At 60.4% G+C, this 18387-nt stretch carries 16 protein-coding genes and 4 tRNA genes; 4 read left to right on the top strand and 16 right to left on the bottom strand.

Annotated features, from left to right (window positions below; genetic code table 11):
- Window positions 1–84: 84 nt before the first annotated feature.
- Window positions 85–1035, top strand: a complete 951-nt coding sequence (locus D3Z90_RS08015; protein WP_136475227.1) for a DUF1853 family protein — start codon at window positions 85–87, stop codon at window positions 1033–1035.
- Between the two features lie 21 nt (window positions 1036–1056).
- On the opposite strand, the gene D3Z90_RS08010 is transcribed toward D3Z90_RS08015, so the two are convergent.
- The gene (locus D3Z90_RS08010; protein ID WP_136475226.1) at window positions 1057–2343 is read right to left on the bottom strand and encodes an arsenic transporter; all 1287 of its coding nucleotides are present in this window, start codon (window positions 2341–2343) and stop codon (window positions 1057–1059) included.
- A 168-nt stretch (window positions 2344–2511) separates the two neighbouring features.
- On the opposite strand from D3Z90_RS08010, the gene D3Z90_RS08005 reads away from it, so the two are divergent.
- Complete coding sequence (locus D3Z90_RS08005; protein ID WP_136475225.1) at window positions 2512–3060, top strand: cytochrome b; 549 nt, start codon at window positions 2512–2514, stop codon at window positions 3058–3060.
- Here D3Z90_RS08005 and D3Z90_RS08000 read toward each other — a convergent pair.
- On the bottom strand, window positions 3057–3953 hold the full coding sequence (locus D3Z90_RS08000; protein ID WP_136475224.1) for a 1-aminocyclopropane-1-carboxylate deaminase/D-cysteine desulfhydrase: 897 nt from the start codon (window positions 3951–3953) through the stop codon (window positions 3057–3059). The two genes, D3Z90_RS08005 and D3Z90_RS08000, sit on opposite strands and share 4 nt — an antisense overlap.
- 79 nt (window positions 3954–4032) lie before the next feature.
- A complete protein-coding gene (locus D3Z90_RS07995) occupies window positions 4033–6069 on the bottom strand; it encodes an NADPH-dependent 2,4-dienoyl-CoA reductase (RefSeq protein ID WP_136475223.1) in 2037 nt (678 codons plus the stop codon).
- A 193-nt stretch (window positions 6070–6262) separates the two neighbouring features.
- Between D3Z90_RS07995 and D3Z90_RS07990 the strand changes: the two genes are divergently transcribed.
- A complete protein-coding gene (locus tag D3Z90_RS07990; protein ID WP_136475222.1) occupies window positions 6263–7384 on the top strand; it encodes a carbon-nitrogen hydrolase family protein in 1122 nt (373 codons plus the stop codon).
- 6 nt (window positions 7385–7390) lie between these two features.
- Window positions 7391–8431, top strand: a complete 1041-nt coding sequence (locus tag D3Z90_RS07985; protein ID WP_136475221.1) for an AraC family transcriptional regulator — start codon at window positions 7391–7393, stop codon at window positions 8429–8431.
- 214 nt (window positions 8432–8645) lie between these two features.
- Here the strand turns inward: D3Z90_RS07985 and D3Z90_RS07980 are convergent, their stop codons facing one another.
- The 13 genes from D3Z90_RS07980 to D3Z90_RS07920 all read right to left on the bottom strand — a co-directional run bounded on the left by D3Z90_RS07980 (window position 8646) and on the right by D3Z90_RS07920 (window position 18355).
- Complete coding sequence (locus tag D3Z90_RS07980) at window positions 8646–9524, bottom strand: DUF2242 domain-containing protein (protein ID WP_136475220.1); 879 nt, start codon at window positions 9522–9524, stop codon at window positions 8646–8648.
- 164 nt (window positions 9525–9688) lie between these two features.
- A tRNA-Asp gene (locus D3Z90_RS07975) sits at window positions 9689–9765 on the bottom strand.
- 111 nt (window positions 9766–9876) lie between these two features.
- Window positions 9877–9953, bottom strand: a tRNA-Asp gene (locus D3Z90_RS07970).
- Window positions 9954–10052: 99 nt separating this feature from the next.
- Window positions 10053–10129: transfer RNA gene (locus D3Z90_RS07965), tRNA-Asp, on the bottom strand.
- A gap of 76 nt (window positions 10130–10205) precedes the next feature.
- Window positions 10206–10281 (bottom strand) — tRNA-Val (locus tag D3Z90_RS07960).
- Window positions 10282–10375: 94 nt separating this feature from the next.
- Window positions 10376–11149 (bottom strand): SDR family oxidoreductase, encoded by a 774-nt coding sequence (locus D3Z90_RS07955; RefSeq protein WP_136475219.1) that lies wholly within the window; start codon window positions 11147–11149, stop codon window positions 10376–10378.
- Window positions 11146–12357, bottom strand: a complete 1212-nt coding sequence (locus D3Z90_RS07950) for an O-succinylhomoserine sulfhydrylase (RefSeq protein WP_136475218.1) — start codon at window positions 12355–12357, stop codon at window positions 11146–11148. The genes D3Z90_RS07955 and D3Z90_RS07950 overlap by 4 nt, the downstream gene beginning before the upstream one ends.
- A gap of 15 nt (window positions 12358–12372) precedes the next feature.
- Entirely contained in the window at window positions 12373–13878 is a 1506-nt protein-coding gene (gene purF / locus D3Z90_RS07945; RefSeq protein ID WP_136475217.1) for an amidophosphoribosyltransferase, read from the bottom strand.
- A gap of 41 nt (window positions 13879–13919) precedes the next feature.
- Window positions 13920–14474, bottom strand: coding sequence for a CvpA family protein (locus D3Z90_RS07940; RefSeq protein ID WP_136475216.1), 555 nt, complete (start codon window positions 14472–14474; stop codon window positions 13920–13922).
- A gap of 99 nt (window positions 14475–14573) precedes the next feature.
- Complete coding sequence (locus D3Z90_RS07935) at window positions 14574–15245, bottom strand: SPOR domain-containing protein (protein ID WP_136475215.1); 672 nt, start codon at window positions 15243–15245, stop codon at window positions 14574–14576.
- Window positions 15229–16536, bottom strand: coding sequence for a bifunctional tetrahydrofolate synthase/dihydrofolate synthase (gene folC / locus D3Z90_RS07930; RefSeq protein ID WP_136475214.1), 1308 nt, complete (start codon window positions 16534–16536; stop codon window positions 15229–15231). Before folC ends, D3Z90_RS07935 begins: the two co-directional genes overlap by 17 nt.
- Window positions 16533–17453 (bottom strand): acetyl-CoA carboxylase, carboxyltransferase subunit beta, encoded by a 921-nt coding sequence (accD, locus tag D3Z90_RS07925; protein WP_136475213.1) that lies wholly within the window; start codon window positions 17451–17453, stop codon window positions 16533–16535. The genes folC and accD overlap by 4 nt, the downstream gene beginning before the upstream one ends.
- 281 nt (window positions 17454–17734) lie before the next feature.
- The gene (locus D3Z90_RS07920; RefSeq protein WP_136475212.1) at window positions 17735–18355 is read right to left on the bottom strand and encodes a phosphoribosylanthranilate isomerase; all 621 of its coding nucleotides are present in this window, start codon (window positions 18353–18355) and stop codon (window positions 17735–17737) included.
- Window positions 18356–18387 lie beyond the last annotated feature (32 nt).

The raw sequence follows: 18387 nt of genomic DNA, 5'->3' as shown, positions 1-18387 counted from the left end.
TTCAATTATGGGCGAAAGCGCCAGCTGGCAGCAAACGCCGGAGAAAAACACCAAGGCCGGAGGCTTAACGACTATGCTCGCTGGATGAACCCTTTCCCCGGCCTGATCGACTTGCCTCGCCAGTTGCGCCAGTCTGCAGTACGCGACTTGGCCTGGACCCTGCTCGCGCCTCCTCTGCTGGTTGAAACGCCTTGGCCGCAACGCCATCCGCTGGCTGCCAGCGACTGGGTCCAGCATCCTGAGCGGTTGCAGCAGTGGCTACAAGCCCTGGATGGCGACAGTAGCACCCTGAGCCAATGGCTAGCCCAGGGCACCACTCGCCGTCTGGGCCTGTACTACGAACGACTTTGGCAGTTTGCCTTGCAGCAGGCGCCAGGCGTGGAGTTGATTGCGGCGAACCTGCCGATCCGCACCGCCGGCCACACCTTGGGCGAGTTGGATATCCTTTTGCGTGACGCGCAAGGGGTGCACCACCTGGAACTGGCGATCAAACTCTATCTGGGGCCAGCAATAGCTAATGGCAAGGACCCGGCGCACTGGCTGGGGCCGGGTTGCCACGACCGCCTGGATCGCAAGCTTGCCCATCTGAGCGACCATCAATTGCCGATTTCCGCCCGCGCTGAAAGTCGCGAAGCGCTGGCGGCACTGGATATCGGGGAGTTCAGCGCTCAACTGTGGCTAGCGGGCTATCTGTTCTACCCATGGCCGGGAGAACACATCGCCCCACCCCAGGGCGCTCATCCCCAGCACTTGCGCGGACAGTGGCTGCACCGGCGCGACTGGCCGGCGTTTGTCGAACAAAGCCCGCCCGGATTCTGGCAGCCCCTACCCCGCCATGCCTGGCTCGCGCCCGCGCGCTGCACCGATGAAGCGTGCTGGAGCCCGCAACGGTTGAATACCTGGTTCCAGGCGCTTGATCCCTCGGCACCTGCGCAACTGCTGGTGCGTTTTGTGCAAAGGTCAGACGATCACTGGGAGGAAGCGTCGCGCGTGTTTGTTGTTGGCGATGGCTGGCCGAACGAAGCCTGCACTTAACCCGGCGATAGATTGCCCCCCCTAACCCAAGCTCAACCGCAGCGCCAACGCCGCCAACGTCAGCAACAACACTGGTAGCGTCAGCACGATGCCGACCTTGAAGTAGTACCCCCAGCCAATTTTCACCCCCTTGCTCTCCAGCACATGCAACCACAACAAGGTCGCCAGGCTGCCAATGGGGGTGATTTTCGGGCCCAGGTCGCTGCCGATCACGTTGGCGTAAATCATCGCTTCCTTGACCACGCCAGTGGCCGAGCTTGCATCGATGGACAAGGCGCCAATAAGCACCGTCGGCAAGTTGTTCATGATCGACGACAGCAACGCTGCCAACAGTCCCGTGCCCATGGCCGCGCCCCACACGCCGCCAGCAGCAAAGCCATCCAGCCAACCGGCCAGGGCGTCGGTCAAGCCAGCGTTGCGCAAGCCATAGACGACAAGGTACATCCCCAGGGAAAACACCACGATGTGCCAAGGCGCTTCTTTCAGCACTTTGCGCGTCGAGATCTTGTGTCCGCGTGCGGCGACCAGCAGCAATACCAGCGCACACACCGCTGAAATTGCACTGATGGGAATTCCCAGCGGTTCAAGGGCAAAGCAGCCGATCAACAAGATCGCCAGCACCAGCCAACCAGCAACAAACGTCGCGGGGTCCTGAATCACGCTGCGCGGTCGATCCAACTGCAGAGGGTCATAGTTGACCGGAATATCGCGGCGAAAATACCACAGCAATACCACCAGGGTTGCCACCACGCTGACCAGGTTCACCGGCACCATGACCGCGGCATAACGGTTGAAGCCAATACCGAAGAAGTCCGCTGACACGATATTGACCAGGTTCGACACGACCAGCGGCAAGCTTGCCGTATCGGCGATAAACCCTGCAGCCATCACAAATGCCAGGGTCGCTGCCGGGCTGAAACGAAGTGCCAGCAGCATGGCAACCACGATTGGGGTAAGAATCAATGCGGCGCCATCGTTGGCGAACAAGGCCGACACCAACGCGCCAAGCAAGACGATAAAACAGAACAGCCTCCTGCCACTGCCTCGACCCCAACGTGCAACATGCAGGGCCGCCCAGGCAAAGAAACCGGCGGCGTCGAGCAACAGGCTGATGATGATCAGCGCAACGAAAGTACCCGTGGCGTTCCAGATAATCTGCCAGACCACCGGGATATCACTCCAGTGCACCACACCACTGAGCAGTGCCAGCAACGCGCCACCCGTAGCACTCCAGCCAACGCCCAGGCCTCTGGGTTGCCAGATCACCAGGGTAATGGTCAGCAGAAAAATCAACGACGCCATGAGCATGGGAGAAACCAGGATCGCGAAGGGAAGAAACGCCGGATTCTAGCGACAGATCAATAATCCGATAGCAATTTTTTGTTGCAATTGACGAGTAATCCACTTGTCAGCGATTACAGTGACGTCACTGCGTCTAGAAGAACGCGGATTTAGACCTGATCACGAGGAATGACCATGACCCTGAAAACCCCCGTAGCCCGCTATGGTGGCCTGTCGATTGCCTTGCACTGGTTGATGCTGGTGCTGTTGGCCGCCGTCTATGCCCTGATCGAACTGCGCGGAATGTTCCCCAAGGACAGCGTCGAGCGCAACTTGATGAAAGACTTGCACTTCATGCTTGGCCTGACGGTATTCGTACTGGTGTGGCTGCGTCTGGCGCTGCGCCTGAGCCGCCCGACACCACCGATTGTCCCGGCCCCTCCGGCATGGCAGACCGGCCTTGCGCACTTGATGCACCTGGCCCTGTACTTGTTGATGATTGGCCTGCCAATTGCCGGCTGGTTGATTCTCAGTGCAGCAAACAAACCCATTCCGTTCTATGGCTTCGAATTGCCCGCGCTGATTGCGCCAGATCCGGACATGGCTAAATTCATCAAGGGCTGGCACGAGCGCATTGGCAGTTGGGGCTACTGGCTGATCGGACTGCATGCTCTGGCTGGCCTCTATCATCACTATGTGCAGCGAGATAACACCCTGATTCGCATGCTGCCGCGCAACAACTAGGCAAAGCCGCGGCGGCCTTGCAGGCCGCCGCTGTGCAGGAAGATAAGCCGTGTGCCTGACGCAAAAGCACCTGTTTCAACCTGCTCACGCAACGCCAGCAGGGCCTTACCGGTGTAAAGCGGCTCCAGTGGCACACCGGACTGCGCTTGGCTGGCGGCGATAAACCCCAGCAATGCCTCATCGACCTTGGCGAAACCACCACGACAGGTGTCATACAGTCGATAACCGCTCGTCCCGGCCAGGGCTTCGACCTGCGCAGGCACACCGTGGTCCCATGGAACTGCCAAGGCACCATGAACCTGATGAGCCCCGCGCTCGGCCAGCACCAGCCCTGCCAAGGTCGTACCGGTACCCGCCGCCAGCCACCAGCCGTCATAGTCCAGCCAACCGATGTTCGCCAGTTGGGCCTGCGCCTGTTCAACGATCAAGGCGCAGCCTTTGACCCCAAGCGCCCCTGCTCCGCCTTCGGGAACGCAATGCCAACCCGGGTATTGTGCCTGCCAAGGCTGCCAGAATTGCGCGTGATGACGAGCTCGGTATCCTGCATATCCAAGCCAATGCAACTGCATACCGAAATCTTGCAGGTCGCGTACCGTGGGCGTGGCTTGTGGATGACCGCGCAACAGGCCAGCAGTGGCGAAGCCGAAGCGTTTACCGGCAGCAGCCAAGGCGTGAAGGTGATTCGAATGCGCACCGCCAAGGCTGATCACACCTGCGGCTCCGGCGTTTTCAGCCAGTCGCAAGTGCTCAACAAGCTTGAACCACTTGTTGCCACTGATCAGCGGGTCAATAAGATCCAGGCGCAGCACCGCCAGCTCAACGCCGAACGGCAGCAGCCAGTCCAATTGAAGTCGTTGCAGAGGCGCATGGGGAAGAACATCAAAGCCAGTCATGTACAGATCGCTGCCACAAGGATGTAGCAGTCTAACAGCGCGACGGGACAGACACCCCGACGCGCGCAAAGCTTTAAGCTTAGAGCTCAGCCGCCAGACGTGAACCCTGGTTGATCGCCCGCTTGGCATCCAGCTCGGCGGCCACGTCGGCGCCGCCAATCAAATGCACCGACTGCCCGGCAGCCTGCAGGCCATCGTACAACTCACGCAGCGGGTCTTGCCCGGCACAGATGACCACATTATCAACTGGCAGAAGTTGCGGCTCCCCCTCACCAATACGGATATGCAGACCGGCATCATCGATGCTCAGGTATTCGACACTGTTGAGCATCTGAACCTGCTTGTTCTTCAAGCCGGTGCGGTGAATCCAGCCTGTGGTCTTGCCCAGGCCGTCGCCGACCTTGGTTTTCTTGCGCTGCAGGAGGAATACCTGACGCGCCGGAGCATGCGGCTCGGCTTTGATACCAGCCACACCACCACGCGCATTCAAGGCGGTGTCGATCCCCCATTCTTTCCAGAATGCCTCGCGATCCTGACTGGTGGCCACACCTTGGTGAACCAAGTACTCGCTGACATCGAAGCCAATGCCGCCAGCGCCGATCACCGCCACCTTCTGGCCCACCGGCTTGCGCTCAAGCAGGACGTCCAGATAACTCAGCACTTTGCTGTGCTCGATCCCCGCAATGGCAGGCAAGCGCGGTGCGATACCGGTCGCCAGAATGATCTCGTCATAGCCAGCGCTTGCCAGCTGCTCGACATCGACACGGGTGTTGAGGCACACCTCCACACCGGTAGTCTGCAGCTTGCGCTTGAAGTAGCGCAGGGTTTCGTAGAACTCTTCCTTGCCCGGTACACGCTTGGCTACATTGAACTGGCCACCGATCTCACTGGCCGAATCGAACAACGTCACCTGATGGCCGCGCTCGGCCGCCACGGTGGCCGCAGCAAGCCCGGCCGGGCCGGCGCCGACGACAGCGATCTGCTTGACCTGAGTGACAGGCAGATAATTGAGCTCGGTTTCATGACAGGCACGTGGGTTGACCAGGCAACTGGTCAACTTGCCGCCAAAGGTGTGATCCAGACAGGCCTGATTACAACCGATGCAAGTGTTGATCTCGTCACCACGGCCGGCCGCCGCCTTGTTGACGAATTCAGGGTCGGCGAGGAACGGACGCGCCATCGACACCATGTCGGCATCGCCTTCGGCGAGAATCTGTTCGGCCACTTCCGGGGTATTGATGCGGTTGGTGGTGATCAACGGGATCTGTACCGCGCCGCGCAATTTGGCCGTAACTTTGCTGAAAGCGGCCCGCGGAACCTTGGTGGCGATGGTTGGGATTCGCGCTTCGTGCCAGCCGATGCCGGTGTTGATGATGGTTGCACCCGCCTTCTCGATCGCTTGGGCCAATTGCACGATCTCTTCCCAATTGCTGCCACCCTCGATGAGGTCGAGCATCGACAGACGGAAGATGATGATGAAGTTCGGACCGACAGCCTCGCGCACACGGCTGACGATCTCCACCGCCAGGCGCATGCGGTTTTCGTAGCTGCCGCCCCAACGGTCGGTACGCTGGTTGGTGTGGGCGGCGAGGAACTGGTTAATGAAGTAACCTTCCGAACCCATGATTTCGACACCATCGTATTCGGCGCTTTGCGCCAGCAACGAGCAATTGACGAAATCCTGGATCTGCTTTTCGATGCCCTCTTCATCCAGCTCGCGGGGCTTGAACGGATTGATCGGCGCCTGAATGGCGCTTGGCGCCACCGACTTGGGGCTGTAGGCGTAACGACCGGCATGAAGGATCTGCATGCAGATCTTACCACCCGCCTCATGCACGGCCTGAGTGACGATACGGTGCTTTTCAGCTTCTTCCGGGGTGCTCAGTTTGGCAGCGCCGGAGTACACCCCGCCTTCCACGTTCGGGCCAATTCCACCGGTAACCATCAAGCCGACACCGCCACGGGCGCGCTCGGCGAAGTAGGCCGCCATGCGCTCGAAGCCACCTGGCTTTTCCTCCAGGCCGGTGTGCATGGAGCCCATCAGGGTCCGGTTGCGCAAGGTGGTAAAACCCAGGTCCAGCGGGGCGAGCAAATGCGGGTAACGAGCGGCGGCCATAGTGAACTCCACAACAGGCGTAATCACAGGATGCGGGCACCTCGCCAAGGCTGGCGGGGCCCGTCAGTTATCTGAGGCCGACATTAAAGAGCACGGGCACAAGGCTCAATGACCGAAAGTGACAAGTTATTGATCCTACTGCACCCGAGGTCTACCCTAGAGGCCGAATCCCTCGTCGGCGCTGTGCTGTTTCATGCGAAAACTTCTGTTGAGCGCCCTGGCGCTGATTGTTATTGCCGCACTCTGTGGCTACGGGTTCTGGACCGAGCGACGGCCGACCGGCCATTACCTGTCGGACCTGCGCATTGACCTGGTCATGAGCGAAGGCGTCCCCACCGAGCACGGCAACCTGCTGGGCGTAGAGCCGCAGCTGTTCCCCAGCGACTATCAGAACCTGCAACGCCTGCAGCGCAAACTCTCCGCCTACCTTGAGCAGGCTCGTGCGCGAGGGCTGATTAACGCCCGCACTATCGTCATCCTGCCGGAACATATCGGCACCTGGCTCTGGGCCCGCGGGGAGAAAAACGAGCTGTACCAGGTCACTGACCGCCGTGAAGCCTGGAAGTGGCTGGAACTGAGCAACCCGGTCCGTTACGGCCTGGCCATGCTTGGCGCCGAAGGAGACGACCGTCGCTCTGATGCTCACTTGCGCATGAAGGCCCAGCAAATGGCCAGCGACTACCAGCAGGTTTTCGGTAACCTGGCCAAAGAGTTCGGCGTGACCCTGGTGGCAGGCTCGATTATCTTGCCATCGCCCTATGTCGAGCAGGGTACCCTGCACGTCGGTTCTGGCGCGCTGTACAACAGCAGCCTGGTATTCGCCGGCGACGGTTCGGTGCTCGGCCAGCCCCTGCGCCAACAACACCCCGACAGTGAAGTACGCCGCTACATCAGCAGTGGCATCGACCAGCCACCGCAAGTATTGCAGACCCCGGCCGGACGCCTGGGCGTGCTGATCGGCAGCGATAGCTGGTACCCGAGCAATCAACAACAATTGGCCAACCAGTCGGCGCAGATCCTTGCCAATCCCGCCTTCCTCGGCGGCAAGGGCAGTTGGAATGGGCCCTGGCGCGGCAACCGCCACCAGCCGTTGGCGGCTTCACTGCCGATCAAGCCTGGAGAAATCAGTGAAGCCCAGGCCTGGCAACAGCTGACCCGCAGCGCCAACCCCAGCGGCATGAGCAGCATGAGCGTGTTTCTGCACGGACGGTTCTGGGACGTCGTAGCCGAAGGCCAGGGCTTTGCCAACCACGCCGGACTCAACCTGCAAAGCAGCAGCGCCAACGGCGCTCGCATGCTTAATCTGTGGTTGTAGTGCGGCATGAATCGGCCACGGATGCGCCTGGGGGATCTGTCTGTCGGATTCATCCAGAGCCTCAGCGAAACCCTGCAGCAACGCGGCATCGACCCTACAGCGCTGCTGCAGCGCTACGGGCTGGACCAAGCGCGCCTGGCTGAAGCCGGGGCCCGCTTGTCGATTCCGCGTTACATGCACCTGGGTCACGCGGCCATCGAACTGACCGGGGAACCGGCCCTGGGCCTGCATATGGGCCGAATCAGTCGTTTGAACCAGGCGGGCCTCGCCGGGGTTACCGCCGCCCAGGCGCCGACGGTAGGCGAGGCGGCGCGCACACTGCTGCGCTTCGAACCGCTGTATGCGGCCAACTATCGCGGTCACTCAAGCTTTCATGAAGACAGCAGCGGCGCCTGGCTGCGGTTTTATTCCATCAGCCCCTACAACGCTTACAACCGTTTTGTGGTGGACTCCTTGCTGTCTGGCTGGCTGACCCAGCTGTCGAGCCTTGCCGGGGTGAACCTTGTAGCCGATCGCGTGGAGATTGAGTTCGACGCTCCGGTCTATGCCGACCATTACCAGGCCTTGAGCAGCAGTCCGATACAGTTTTGCGCCCCCACCAATCAACTACACCTCAACCGCACAAGCCTTGCACTGCGCAATCCTGCACACTGCCCCAGCACCTGGCAGCATCTATTGAAGTTGTGTGAAGCGGAACTGGAGCAACGCACGCGTATCCGCAGCTTGAGCGAACGCATCGCCCATTTGCTGGGACCATTGCTAAATGGCGGTCGGGAACCGGATCTGGAAGAAGTGGCGCAGCACCTGCAACTGCCTACCTGGACATTGCGACGCAAGCTGGCCGAGGAAGGCACTCAGTTTCGCGCAATCCTCAATGACACCCGTCGCGATCTGGCCATGACCTACATTCGCGACACCGAACTGGCCTTTGGCGAGATAGCTTATCTGCTCGGGTTTGCTTCGGCTGAAGCTTTTCAACGTGCATTCAAGCGCTGGAACAGCATGACCCCGGGAGAATTTCGCCGCAGCCAGCGGCGCACCGGCTGATGCTACAGCTCGGTGGCATCTTCGGCAGGCTCAAGCGGGTCAAGCTCAAAGGCGCGGTATTCGAGTAGTTCTTCTTGATAGTCGTCCATCATCTGCTCCGTCGTTTTCATTCATTTCATAGATTCGTCATCGAGCCTAAAGTGCCGCGATGAAAGAAAAATGACAATGACGCTTATCAACACAACGTAGCAGCAGATGGAAAAATTATCCTTGCCTACGGCGCAACCTGTTCAGGGCTGCCTGCAGGTGCTTGTGGCGCCGTGGTCGAGGCAGGTTCGGTAGCGGTCGGCGCTGGCGTCGATGGTTCAACATTGATCGGCGCAGCTTCGACAGGGGGTGGTACCGGCTGCGAGCCGCTGCTGTCATCGACCACCGGAGCCGGTGCAGCCTCGACGACCGGTACGGCCACTGCCGGCGCTGGCTCGACAACTGCAGGGGTTGCCACTGGCGCTGTGGTTTCGACCGGTGCCAGGGCCGCTGGCGCAGCCACAGGAACGCTCTCAGGTACACCCAACACGGGCGCGGGCTTCTCAACCGGCTTTTTCAGCGAAACTTTTTTCTTCTGCTCTTTGGGCAGGAAACTTTCGACTAGCGCGAAATACCGCTCATAAAACTTGGCCGAGGTGACCGTTTCGCTGGCGACCTTGACCATCGAGTCGTCCGTGGAGCCGATCGGCATCGACAGCGAGCCCAGCACCCCTACCCCGACACTTGCCGAGGTATTGGATTTTTTCAGCGCGTAGCGGTCCTGCAGGGCGTTGGCGAACATGGTCGAACGCTGCTCGTCACCGCTGTCGCGGGCACAGACCACATTGAAACTTATCTGCAGATGCGATTCGCCGGTCTGCTGGAAGCTTTTGTTGCCGTTGACCTGCCCGGCATCGCTGCTGGTGATGATGTAGCCCTGGCTGAGCAAGGCGCGGCGGGCAGCCTCGCAGGTACCCGCTTCGCTCACTGCGAAGCTGCGCGAATAGGTTCCCGAATCGTCGAAATTTTCGTGTTCGTAGATGGCAGCTTTCTTCGAAGAACAGCCTGAAATACCCGCCAGCACCAGGGCCAGCCCAAGCGCACTGAAGACGGTTGACTGTGACATTGCAAATCCTGAGTAAAACGATCGGCGCCTATTGTGCAACACATCGGCAGATCTACGAAACCGCAGGCAGACGATCTCCCTGGAAAATTAATTCTGCCCTTGTCGCAAAAATGCACGCCCACAAAAAAAGCGACCCGTAGGTCGCTTTCTTTGATGCTTCAATATGGCGCAGCGGACGGGACTCGAACCCGCGACCCCCGGCGTGACAGGCCGGTATTCTAACCGACTGAACTACCGCTGCGTGTCGTGCTGACCTGGATCGCGAAACTGGCGCTGATCTCAGGCACAAAAAAAGCGAACCTTAGGTCGCTCTCTTCGTTACTTCGAGGAGTTCAAGGGCCTCGAAGAAATATGGCGCAGCGGACGGGACTCGAACCCGCGACCCCCGGCGTGACAGGCCGGTATTCTAACCGACTGAACTACCGCTGCGTATCATACAAGCGTTAGCTTGCTTGAAACTGGGATCTGGCCTGAAGGCTTCGGTGCCTTCGGACCTCAAACCGGTCGTTAAACCGATCTGGAGAAAAGTGGCGCAGCGGACGGGACTCGAACCCGCGACCCCCGGCGTGACAGGCCGGTATTCTAACCGACTGAACTACCGCTGCGCATATGGACTTGCGTCCTGTTCCTCTCTGGTAACACTCTCGTTGGAAAGTGTCGGGCCAGGAACATCTCAGGAAGTGGTGGGTGATGACGGGATCGAACCGCCGACCCTCTGCTTGTAAGGCAGATGCTCTCCCGGCTGAGCTAATCACCCGTGTGCTTCGCTGAGGTGGCGAAATTTACGCAGGTATCGATGCTAAGTCAATACCCCTGTTGAAGTTTTTTTCAAAAAGGGCAAAAAAGCAGTGTTACTTGTAGATCATCTTCTTGGTCATACCGCCGTCGACCACGAACTCCTGGCCAGTGACAAAGCCGGCATTGCGCGACAACAACCAGGCAACCATGGCTGCAACGTCTTCTACCGTCCCTACCCTGCCCGCCGGGTGCTGAGCATGATCTTCTTCACTCAGCGGCTCGGCACGACGCTCCGAGGGGTCGCGTGCGTCGATCCAGCCGGGGCTTACAGCATTGACGCGAATTTCAGGCCCCAGGCTCATCGCCAGGGCATGGGTCAGCGCCAGCAGGCCACCCTTGCTGGCCGCGTAAGCTTCGGTGTCGGGCTCCGATTGCGCAGCACGGGTAGACGCCAGGTTGACGATTGCACCGCCGTGGGCACGCAAATACGGCGCACAGTGCTTGGCCAATAGCATCGGACCACCCAGATTGACCGCCAGCACCCGGTTCCAGTGCGCAAGGCTCAGGGTTTCCAGGGTGGTGTTGTGCGGATCGGCAATGGCGGCATTGCACACCAGAGCGTCGAGACGACCAAACTGGCCAAGTACTTCAGCCACTGTGACCTTCACCTGAGTCTCGTCGGCGACATCCATGCCGATGAACCAGGCGTTGTCTCCCAGAACCTTGGCCGCCTTGGCGCCGCGTACCCGATCCAGGTCGGTAAGCACCACCTGCCAGCCCTCGGCGATCAGCCAGGCAGTAATGCCCAGGCCGATGCCGCGTGCCGCACCGGTCACCAGGGCGACGCGACCGTTATGGTTGCTGTCGCCCGCTGACCAGTCGATCACAGCGCTTCCAGACCGCGGGCCAGATCGGCCTTGAGGTCGGCTACATCTTCCAGGCCCACAGCCACGCGAATCAGGCTGTCGCGGATACCGGCGGCCTCTCGCTCCTGCGGCGACAAACGGCCGTGGGACGTGGTACCCGGATGAGTGATGGTGGTCTTGCTGTCACCAAGGTTGGCGGTGATCGAGATCAGGCGCGTGGCATCGATGAAGCGCCAGGCGCCCTCTTTGCCACCCTTGACCTCAAAGCTGACCACCGCCCCAAAGCCGCTCATCTGGCTTTTCGCCAGAACATGCTGTGGATGGCTCTGCAGCCCCGCGTAGTGAACCTTTTCGATACCGTCCTGCTGTTCCAGCCATTCAGCCAGAATCTGCGCGCTGGCACAGTGGGCGCGCATACGCAAATTGAGCGTTTCCAGGCCCTTGAGGAAGATCCAGGCGTTGAACGGACTCAACGATGGCCCCGCAGTGCGCAAAAAGCCCACGACCTCTTTCATCTGCTCGCTTCGCCCGGCAACCACACCGCCCATGCAACGGCCTTGGCCATCGATGAACTTGGTGGCCGAATGCACGACGATATCGGCACCCAGCTTCAGCGGTTGCTGCAAGGCCGGTGTGCTGAAGCAGTTGTCGACCACCAGTTGAGCACCTTTGGCGTGGGCGATTTCGGCCAGTGCCGCAATATCCACAAGCTCGGCCAGCGGATTGGACGGCGACTCGACGAACAACAGCTTGGTATTGGCCTTGATTGCCGCATCCCAGCCGGCCAGATCCGCCAGCGGTACGTAATCGACCTGCACGCCAAAGCGCTTGAAATACTTCTCGAACAGGCTGATGGTCGAGCCGAATACGCTCTGCGAGACCAGGATATGGTCGCCAGCGCTGCACAAGGCCATTACCGTGGACAGGATCGCCGACATACCGGTGGACGTCGCCACTGCTTGCTCAGCGCCTTCCAGAGCAGCCATGCGCTCTTCGAACGCACGTACGGTGGGGTTGGTGTAGCGTGAATAGACGTTACCTGGAACCTCGCCGGCGAACCGTGCAGCGGCATCGGCCGCTGTACGGAACACGTAGCTGGAGGTGAAGAACAGCGGATCGCTGTGCTCACCTTCCGGCGTGCGATGCTGGCCGGCGCGTACCGCCAGCGTATCGAAAGCGACCCCTTCGAGGTCGCTGTCCAGGCGTCCGGCATCCCATTCCTGTGTCATGCCGCCACTCCTAAATCAATTATTGTAGAGGTCGATGATCGCGCTGACCGCCTGGTTCTTGACCTTGGAGGCGTCGTTACGCGCCTGCTCGATCTTTTCCAGGTAGGCCTCGTCAATGTCGCCGGTCACATACTTGCCGTCGAACACTGCGCAGTCGAAATGCTCAATCTTGATCTTGCCACCACCCACGGATTCGATGAGGTCCGGCAGGTCCTGGTAGACCAGCCAGTCGGCGCCGATCAGCTCGGCCACATCTTCAGTGCTGCGATTGTGCGCGATCAGTTCATGAGCGCTCGGCATGTCGATGCCGTAGACGTTGGGGAAACGCACCGCTGGCGCTGCCGAGCAGAAGTAAACGTTCTTCGCTCCGGCTTCGCGGGCCATCTGGATGATCTGCTTGCAGGTGGTGCCGCGGACAATCGAGTCATCCACCAGCATCACGTTCTTGCCGCGGAATTCCAGCTCGATGGCGTTGAGCTTCTGGCGCACCGATTTCTTGCGCGCGGCCTGGCCGGGCATGATGAAGGTACGGCCGATGTAGCGGTTCTTGACGAAACCTTCACGGAACTTGACGCCCAGGTGGTTGGCCAGCTCGAGAGCGGCGGTACGGCTGGTGTCGGGAATCGGGATGACCACGTCGATATCATGTTCCGGACGCTCACGCAGGATCTTCTCGGCAAGTTTTTCGCCCATGCGCAGGCGTGCCTTGTAGACCGAGACGCCGTCGATGATCGAGTCAGGGCGAGCCAGGTAAACGTGCTCGAAGATGCACGGTGACAATTGCGGGTTGGTTGCGCACTGACGGGTGTGCAGCTTGCCTTCTTCGGTGATGTAAACCGCTTCGCCCGGGGCCAGGTCGCGGATCAGGGTGAAACCGAGCACGTCCAGCGAAACGCTTTCGGAGGCGATCATGTACTCGACGCCTTCGTCGGTATGACGCTGGCCGAAAACGATTGGACGGATACCGTTAGGGTCACGGAAACCAACGATGCCGTAACCGGTAATCATCGCCACCACCGCGTAGCCGCCAACGCAACGGTTGTGCACATCGGTCACGGCGGCGAATACGTCTTCTTCGGTCGGCTGCAGCTTGCCGCGCACCGCCAGCTCATGAGCGAAGACATTGAGCAAGACTTCGGAGTCGGAGTTGGTATTGACGTGACGCAGATCGGACTCGTAGATCTCCTTGGCCAACTGTTCAACGTTGGTCAGGTTACCGTTGTGCGCCAGAGTGATGCCGTACGGCGAGTTGACGTAGAACGGCTGGGCCTCGGCTGAGGTCGAGCTGCCCGCAGTCGGGTAGCGCACATGGCCAATGCCCATGTGGCCGACCAGGCGCTGCATATGGCGCTGTTGAAATACGTCACGGACCAGGCCGTTGTCCTTGCGCAGGAATAACCGGCCATCATGACTGGTCACAATACCGGCAGCGTCCTGGCCGCGGTGCTGGAGGACGGTTAGCGCGTCATACAGCGCCTGATTGACGTTCGACTTACCGACGATACCGACGATGCCACACATGCGACGCAACCCCTACTTAATGAAACTGGACTGAGCAGCTCTCAAGGCGTTTTTGGCCCCAGGAGCTGTTCCTTGAACGGAAGATCAGCCGGTGCGCTGATCCCGCTGGCTAGCCACTGACTGGTGAACCCCAGGATGAGGTTTTTCGACCAGTCAGCTACCAATAGAAATTGTGGTATCAGGCGAGAATCCTGCCACCACTGATCTTGTTGTACTGGCCCCAGGCTCAACAGCCCGACGGCCACCACCACCAGCAAGGCCCCACGGGCGGCACCGAATGCCATGCCCAGGAAGCGGTCGGTCCCGGAAAGCCCGGTGACGCGAATCAGCTCGCCGATGAGAAAATTGATCATGGCCCCCACCAGCAGGGTGGCGACGAAAAGAATGGCGCATCCCGCGATGACCCGGGCCGAAGGCGTCTGGATGTAAGACTCCAGGTACTGCGACAGCGAGCCACCGAACATCCAGGCTACAGCGCCGGCAATGATCCAGGTAAGCAGCGACAAGGCCTCTTTGACAAAGCCGCGCTTGAGACTGATAAGCGAAGAAATGGCGATGATCGCGAAAATCGCCCAGTCGACCCAGGTAAATGCCACAGTGTTGCCTGCAAACGGATAAGGCGGCGCATTTTACCAGAGCAACGGGCTGTCGGTAAGCAGTGATTTGCCGCCCGGCGCGGGCCGGGCGACGAACACTCAGCTGCGCTCGGGCTGGAAGCGCACGACAATGCCGTTGAGCTTCTGCTGGCGGCTGATCACATCCCGCAGACGCTCGGCCTCGGCACGCTCGATCAACGGTCCGACGTACACCCGGTTCATGCCACCGGCAGAACGAATGTAGGCGTTATAACCCTGGCTGCGCAGAGTTTTCTGCAGGTTGTCGGCCCCAGCCCGATTGGACAGACTGGCCAATTGCACCGACCAACTGACTGGCAGGCCATTGGCGTCGATCTTGCCTGCCGCAGGCTTGGCCGCAGTGGCCACGGCAGGTGCCGGCTGGGCTTGTGGCTTGGCCGCTGGCGGCGGTGTCACAGGCTTGGCCGCTACAGCCGGAGCGGGAGCTGGCACGGGCTCAGGCACAACGCTCGGCGCAGGGGCGATAGGTGCGCTCGGGGTCTGGGCTGGCGCCGTGGACTCATCGACAATCACCGGGTTTTCTTCTGGCAGTACCTTGGGCTCCGGCACCTGCACCGGTTCGACCTGCACCTGGGGCATGCTTGGCGCTGCGGGTGCGTCAGGGGCCTGGACCCGCACCTGGCGCATCTCGTCTTCCCGGGAAAACAACATCGGCAGGAAAATCACCGCCAATGCCACCAGCACCAGCGCCCCCACCATCCGTTGCTTGACCACTTTATCCAGCAATGCCATTTGCTTCTTCCTCCGTGGTCTGCCGATCCAGCCACTGTAGGGCCTCGCCGACACAGAAAAACGATCCGAACAGGAGAATTTCATCTTCTGCCGTTGCCAGCGCACACTGCCCGTCGAGAGCTTGCGCCACGCTGGAATAAGACGCCACCTCGGCACCGAGGTTCGCCAGGGTTACTTCGAGCTCGCCTGCCGACCGACTGCGAGCCGTATCCAGAGGCGCAACCGCCCAACGCTGAACCGCACCCAACATCGGTTGCACCACGCCGTCCAGATCCTTGTCGACGAGAAGACCGAACACGGCCAGACGCTTGCCCGCCACCGGCCTTGCAGCCAGGCGCTGCGCCAGGTACTCGGCTGCATGGGGGTTATGGCCGACATCCATGAGGATAGTCAACGCCTTGCCTTGCCAGCGAAATGCGCGACGATCCAGACGACCGACCATGCGCGTGGATTGCAACACCGCGGCGATCTGCCCGGCATCCCAAGGCAGATCCATCAGCAGGTAGGCTTGCAGCGCCAGCGCTGCGTTTTCCATTGGCAGGTCAAGCAATGGCAGGTCGTGCAGCTCGACCTGCTGGCCACGGCTGTCCACGCCCCGCCACTGCCAATACCGATCGGTGCTGGCCAGGTCAAAATCTCGACCGCGCAGCAGGAAGGGGCAACCAAGCTCACGGGCCTTGTCGAGCAGTGGCTGTGGCGGATTCAGATCACCACACAGCGCAGGCTTGCCCTGACGGAAAATACCGGCTTTTTCAAATGCCACCGACTCGCGGGTATCGCCCAGGTAATCGGTATGGTCGACACCAATGCTGGTAACCAGCGCCACATCGGCATCGACGATATTGACGGTATCCAGCCGCCCGCCCAAGCCGACTTCAAGCACCACGGCATCCAGAGCCGACTGCTTGAACAGCCAGAAGGCCGCCAGGGTTCCGGCCTCGAAATAGGTCAGCGACGTTTCACCGCGAGCGGCTTCAACAGCAGCAAACGCATCACACAGTTGCTGATCGCCGGCCTCACGGCCGTCGATCAGCACACGCTCGTTGTAGCGCAGCAGGTGTGGCGAGCTATAGACCCCGACCTTGAGGCCCTGGGCCCGCAACAACGCCGCCACGAAGGCGCAGGTCGAGCCCTTGCCATTGGTGCCGGTCACGGTGACGACCCGTGGCGCCGGCTTGTCCAGCCCGAGCCTGGCCGCAACCTGTTGCGAACGCGCCAGGCCCATATCGATGGCCGAGGGGTGCAACTGCTCGAGATAGGCGAGCCAGTCGCCAAGGGTACGTTGGGTCATACGTTGGCAGGCACCGGTGGTACGACGATCGGTTCAAGCACTGGCTCGACGAACTTCGGCGTCGGCAGGCCCATCATTTGTGCGAGCAGATTACCCAGGCGATGACGCAATTCCTGACGCGGAATGATCATGTCGATTGCGCCGTGCTCCAGGAGGAACTCGCTGCGCTGGAAGCCTTCTGGCAGTTTTTCTCGCACGGTCTGCTCGATGACACGAGGACCTGCGAAGCCGATCAGCGCCTTGGGTTCACCGACAATAACGTCACCCAGCATTGCCAGACTTGCCGAAACACCGCCGTAGACGGGATCAGTCAACACCGAGATGAATGGAATTCCCTCTTCGCGCAAGCGTGCAAGCACTGCGGAGGTCTTGGCCATCTGCATCAGCGAGATCAGCGCTTCCTGCATACGGGCGCCACCGGAGGCCGAGAAGCACACCATTGGGCAGCGGTTTTCCAGAGCATAGTTGGCAGCGCGAACAAAGCGCTCACCGACGATGGCCCCCATCGAACCACCCATGAACGAGAACTCGAAGGCGCTGACGACAACGGGCATGCCCAGCAAGGTACCGCTCATGGAGATCAGCGCGTCTTTTTCGCCCGTTTGCTTCTGTGCAGCGGTCAGGCGGTCCTTGTACTTCTTGCCATCACGGAATTTCAGGCGGTCGACCGGCTCCAGGTCGGCGCCCAGCTCGGCACGACCTTCGGCATCAAGGAAAATATCGATACGCGCACGGGCGCCGATGCGCATGTGGTGGTTGCACTTAGGGCAAACATCCAGGGTCTTTTCCAGCTCCGGGCGATACAGGACCGCTTCGCAGGACGGGCACTTGTGCCACAACCCTTCCGGCACGGAACTCTTCTTCACCTCGGAACGCATGATCGAAGGGATCAGTTTGTCTACTAACCAGTTGCTCATGCTTTCTTTCTCCAGTAACGACGACCGACAGGCTTTGGCTGTCAGGTTCGCGCGTATGCCCTTGAGCTCAATTCATGTATGAAGCGATGATGGGCCGGCTCCGGCGCCCCACATACAGCGAGGTGCCCTGATACCGCTCCATCGCCAACCTGTAAGGGCGACGCCAACGGCGACACCCGGCAATTTCGACCGGCCCATGGGCGCGATCAGGCAGCAATTGGCTGCGAAAGCTATGGACGATGGCGCACGGCCAGCCGTCACATCGACAACGGCAGACGTTTTCACGCCTGCTTCACCGCCTTGATAAAAGCCTCGATCAAGGCGCTGTCCTTGATGCCCTTGGCCTGTTCCACTCCGCCACTGACATCTACCGCATAAGGGCGCACCTGAGCGATGGCACTGGCAACGTTGTGCGGCGACAAACCACCGGCAAGAATAATCGGCTTGCTCAGTTTTTCCGGCACCAGCGACCAGTCGAACGCCTCACCCGTGCCGCCCGGCACACCAGCGACGTAGGTGTCGAGAAGAATCCCGCTGGCACCGCTGTACAGCTTGCAGGCCGCTTCGAGGTCGTCACCGGGACGCACGCGCAAGGCCTTGATCCACGGCCTGTTATGACCGGCACAATCAGCCGGGGTTTCATCCCCATGAAATTGCAGCAAATCCAATGGTACCGCTTCGAGGATTTCGGTCAGTTCACAGCGACTGACGTTGACGAACAGGCCCACGGTGGTCACGAACGGTGGCAAGGCGGCAATAATTGCCCGCGCCTGCTGCACATCTACCGCGCGCGGGCTCTTGGCATAAAACACCAGGCCTATGGCATCGGCGCCAGCCTCAGCCGCCGCCAACGCATCTTCAATGCGAGTAATACCACAGATTTTGCTGCGAACTGCGCTCATGACCTGTGAACCCTGGCTGATCTGGAAGGCTC

The sequence above is a fragment of the Pseudomonas sp. DG56-2 genome (assembly GCF_004803755.1).
GTDB classification, from domain to species: Bacteria; Pseudomonadota; Gammaproteobacteria; order Pseudomonadales; family Pseudomonadaceae; genus Aquipseudomonas; species Aquipseudomonas auratipiscis.
This window is presented reverse-complemented; position numbering and strand designations above follow the sequence as displayed.

Coding starts and splice junctions, on each gene's coding strand:
- D3Z90_RS08015 (WP_136475227.1), top strand. CDS start 85: ATGAACCCTTTCCCCGGCCTGATCGACTTGCCTCGCCAGTTGCGCCAG.
- D3Z90_RS08010 (WP_136475226.1), bottom strand. CDS start 2,343: ATGCTCATGGCGTCGTTGATTTTTCTGCTGACCATTACCCTGGTGATC.
- D3Z90_RS08005 (WP_136475225.1), top strand. CDS start 2,512: ATGACCCTGAAAACCCCCGTAGCCCGCTATGGTGGCCTGTCGATTGCC.
- D3Z90_RS08000 (WP_136475224.1), bottom strand. CDS start 3,953: ATGACTGGCTTTGATGTTCTTCCCCATGCGCCTCTGCAACGACTTCAA.
- D3Z90_RS07995 (WP_136475223.1), bottom strand. CDS start 6,069: ATGGCCGCCGCTCGTTACCCGCATTTGCTCGCCCCGCTGGACCTGGGT.
- D3Z90_RS07990 (WP_136475222.1), top strand. CDS start 6,263: ATGCGAAAACTTCTGTTGAGCGCCCTGGCGCTGATTGTTATTGCCGCA.
- D3Z90_RS07985 (WP_136475221.1), top strand. CDS start 7,391: ATGAATCGGCCACGGATGCGCCTGGGGGATCTGTCTGTCGGATTCATC.
- D3Z90_RS07980 (WP_136475220.1), bottom strand. CDS start 9,524: ATGTCACAGTCAACCGTCTTCAGTGCGCTTGGGCTGGCCCTGGTGCTG.
- D3Z90_RS07950 (WP_136475218.1), bottom strand. CDS start 12,357: ATGACACAGGAATGGGATGCCGGACGCCTGGACAGCGACCTCGAAGGG.
- purF (WP_136475217.1), bottom strand. CDS start 13,878: ATGTGTGGCATCGTCGGTATCGTCGGTAAGTCGAACGTCAATCAGGCG.
- D3Z90_RS07935 (WP_136475215.1), bottom strand. CDS start 15,245: ATGGCATTGCTGGATAAAGTGGTCAAGCAACGGATGGTGGGGGCGCTG.
- folC (WP_136475214.1), bottom strand. CDS start 16,536: ATGACCCAACGTACCCTTGGCGACTGGCTCGCCTATCTCGAGCAGTTG.
- accD (WP_136475213.1), bottom strand. CDS start 17,453: ATGAGCAACTGGTTAGTAGACAAACTGATCCCTTCGATCATGCGTTCC.
- D3Z90_RS07920 (WP_136475212.1), bottom strand. CDS start 18,355: ATGAGCGCAGTTCGCAGCAAAATCTGTGGTATTACTCGCATTGAAGAT.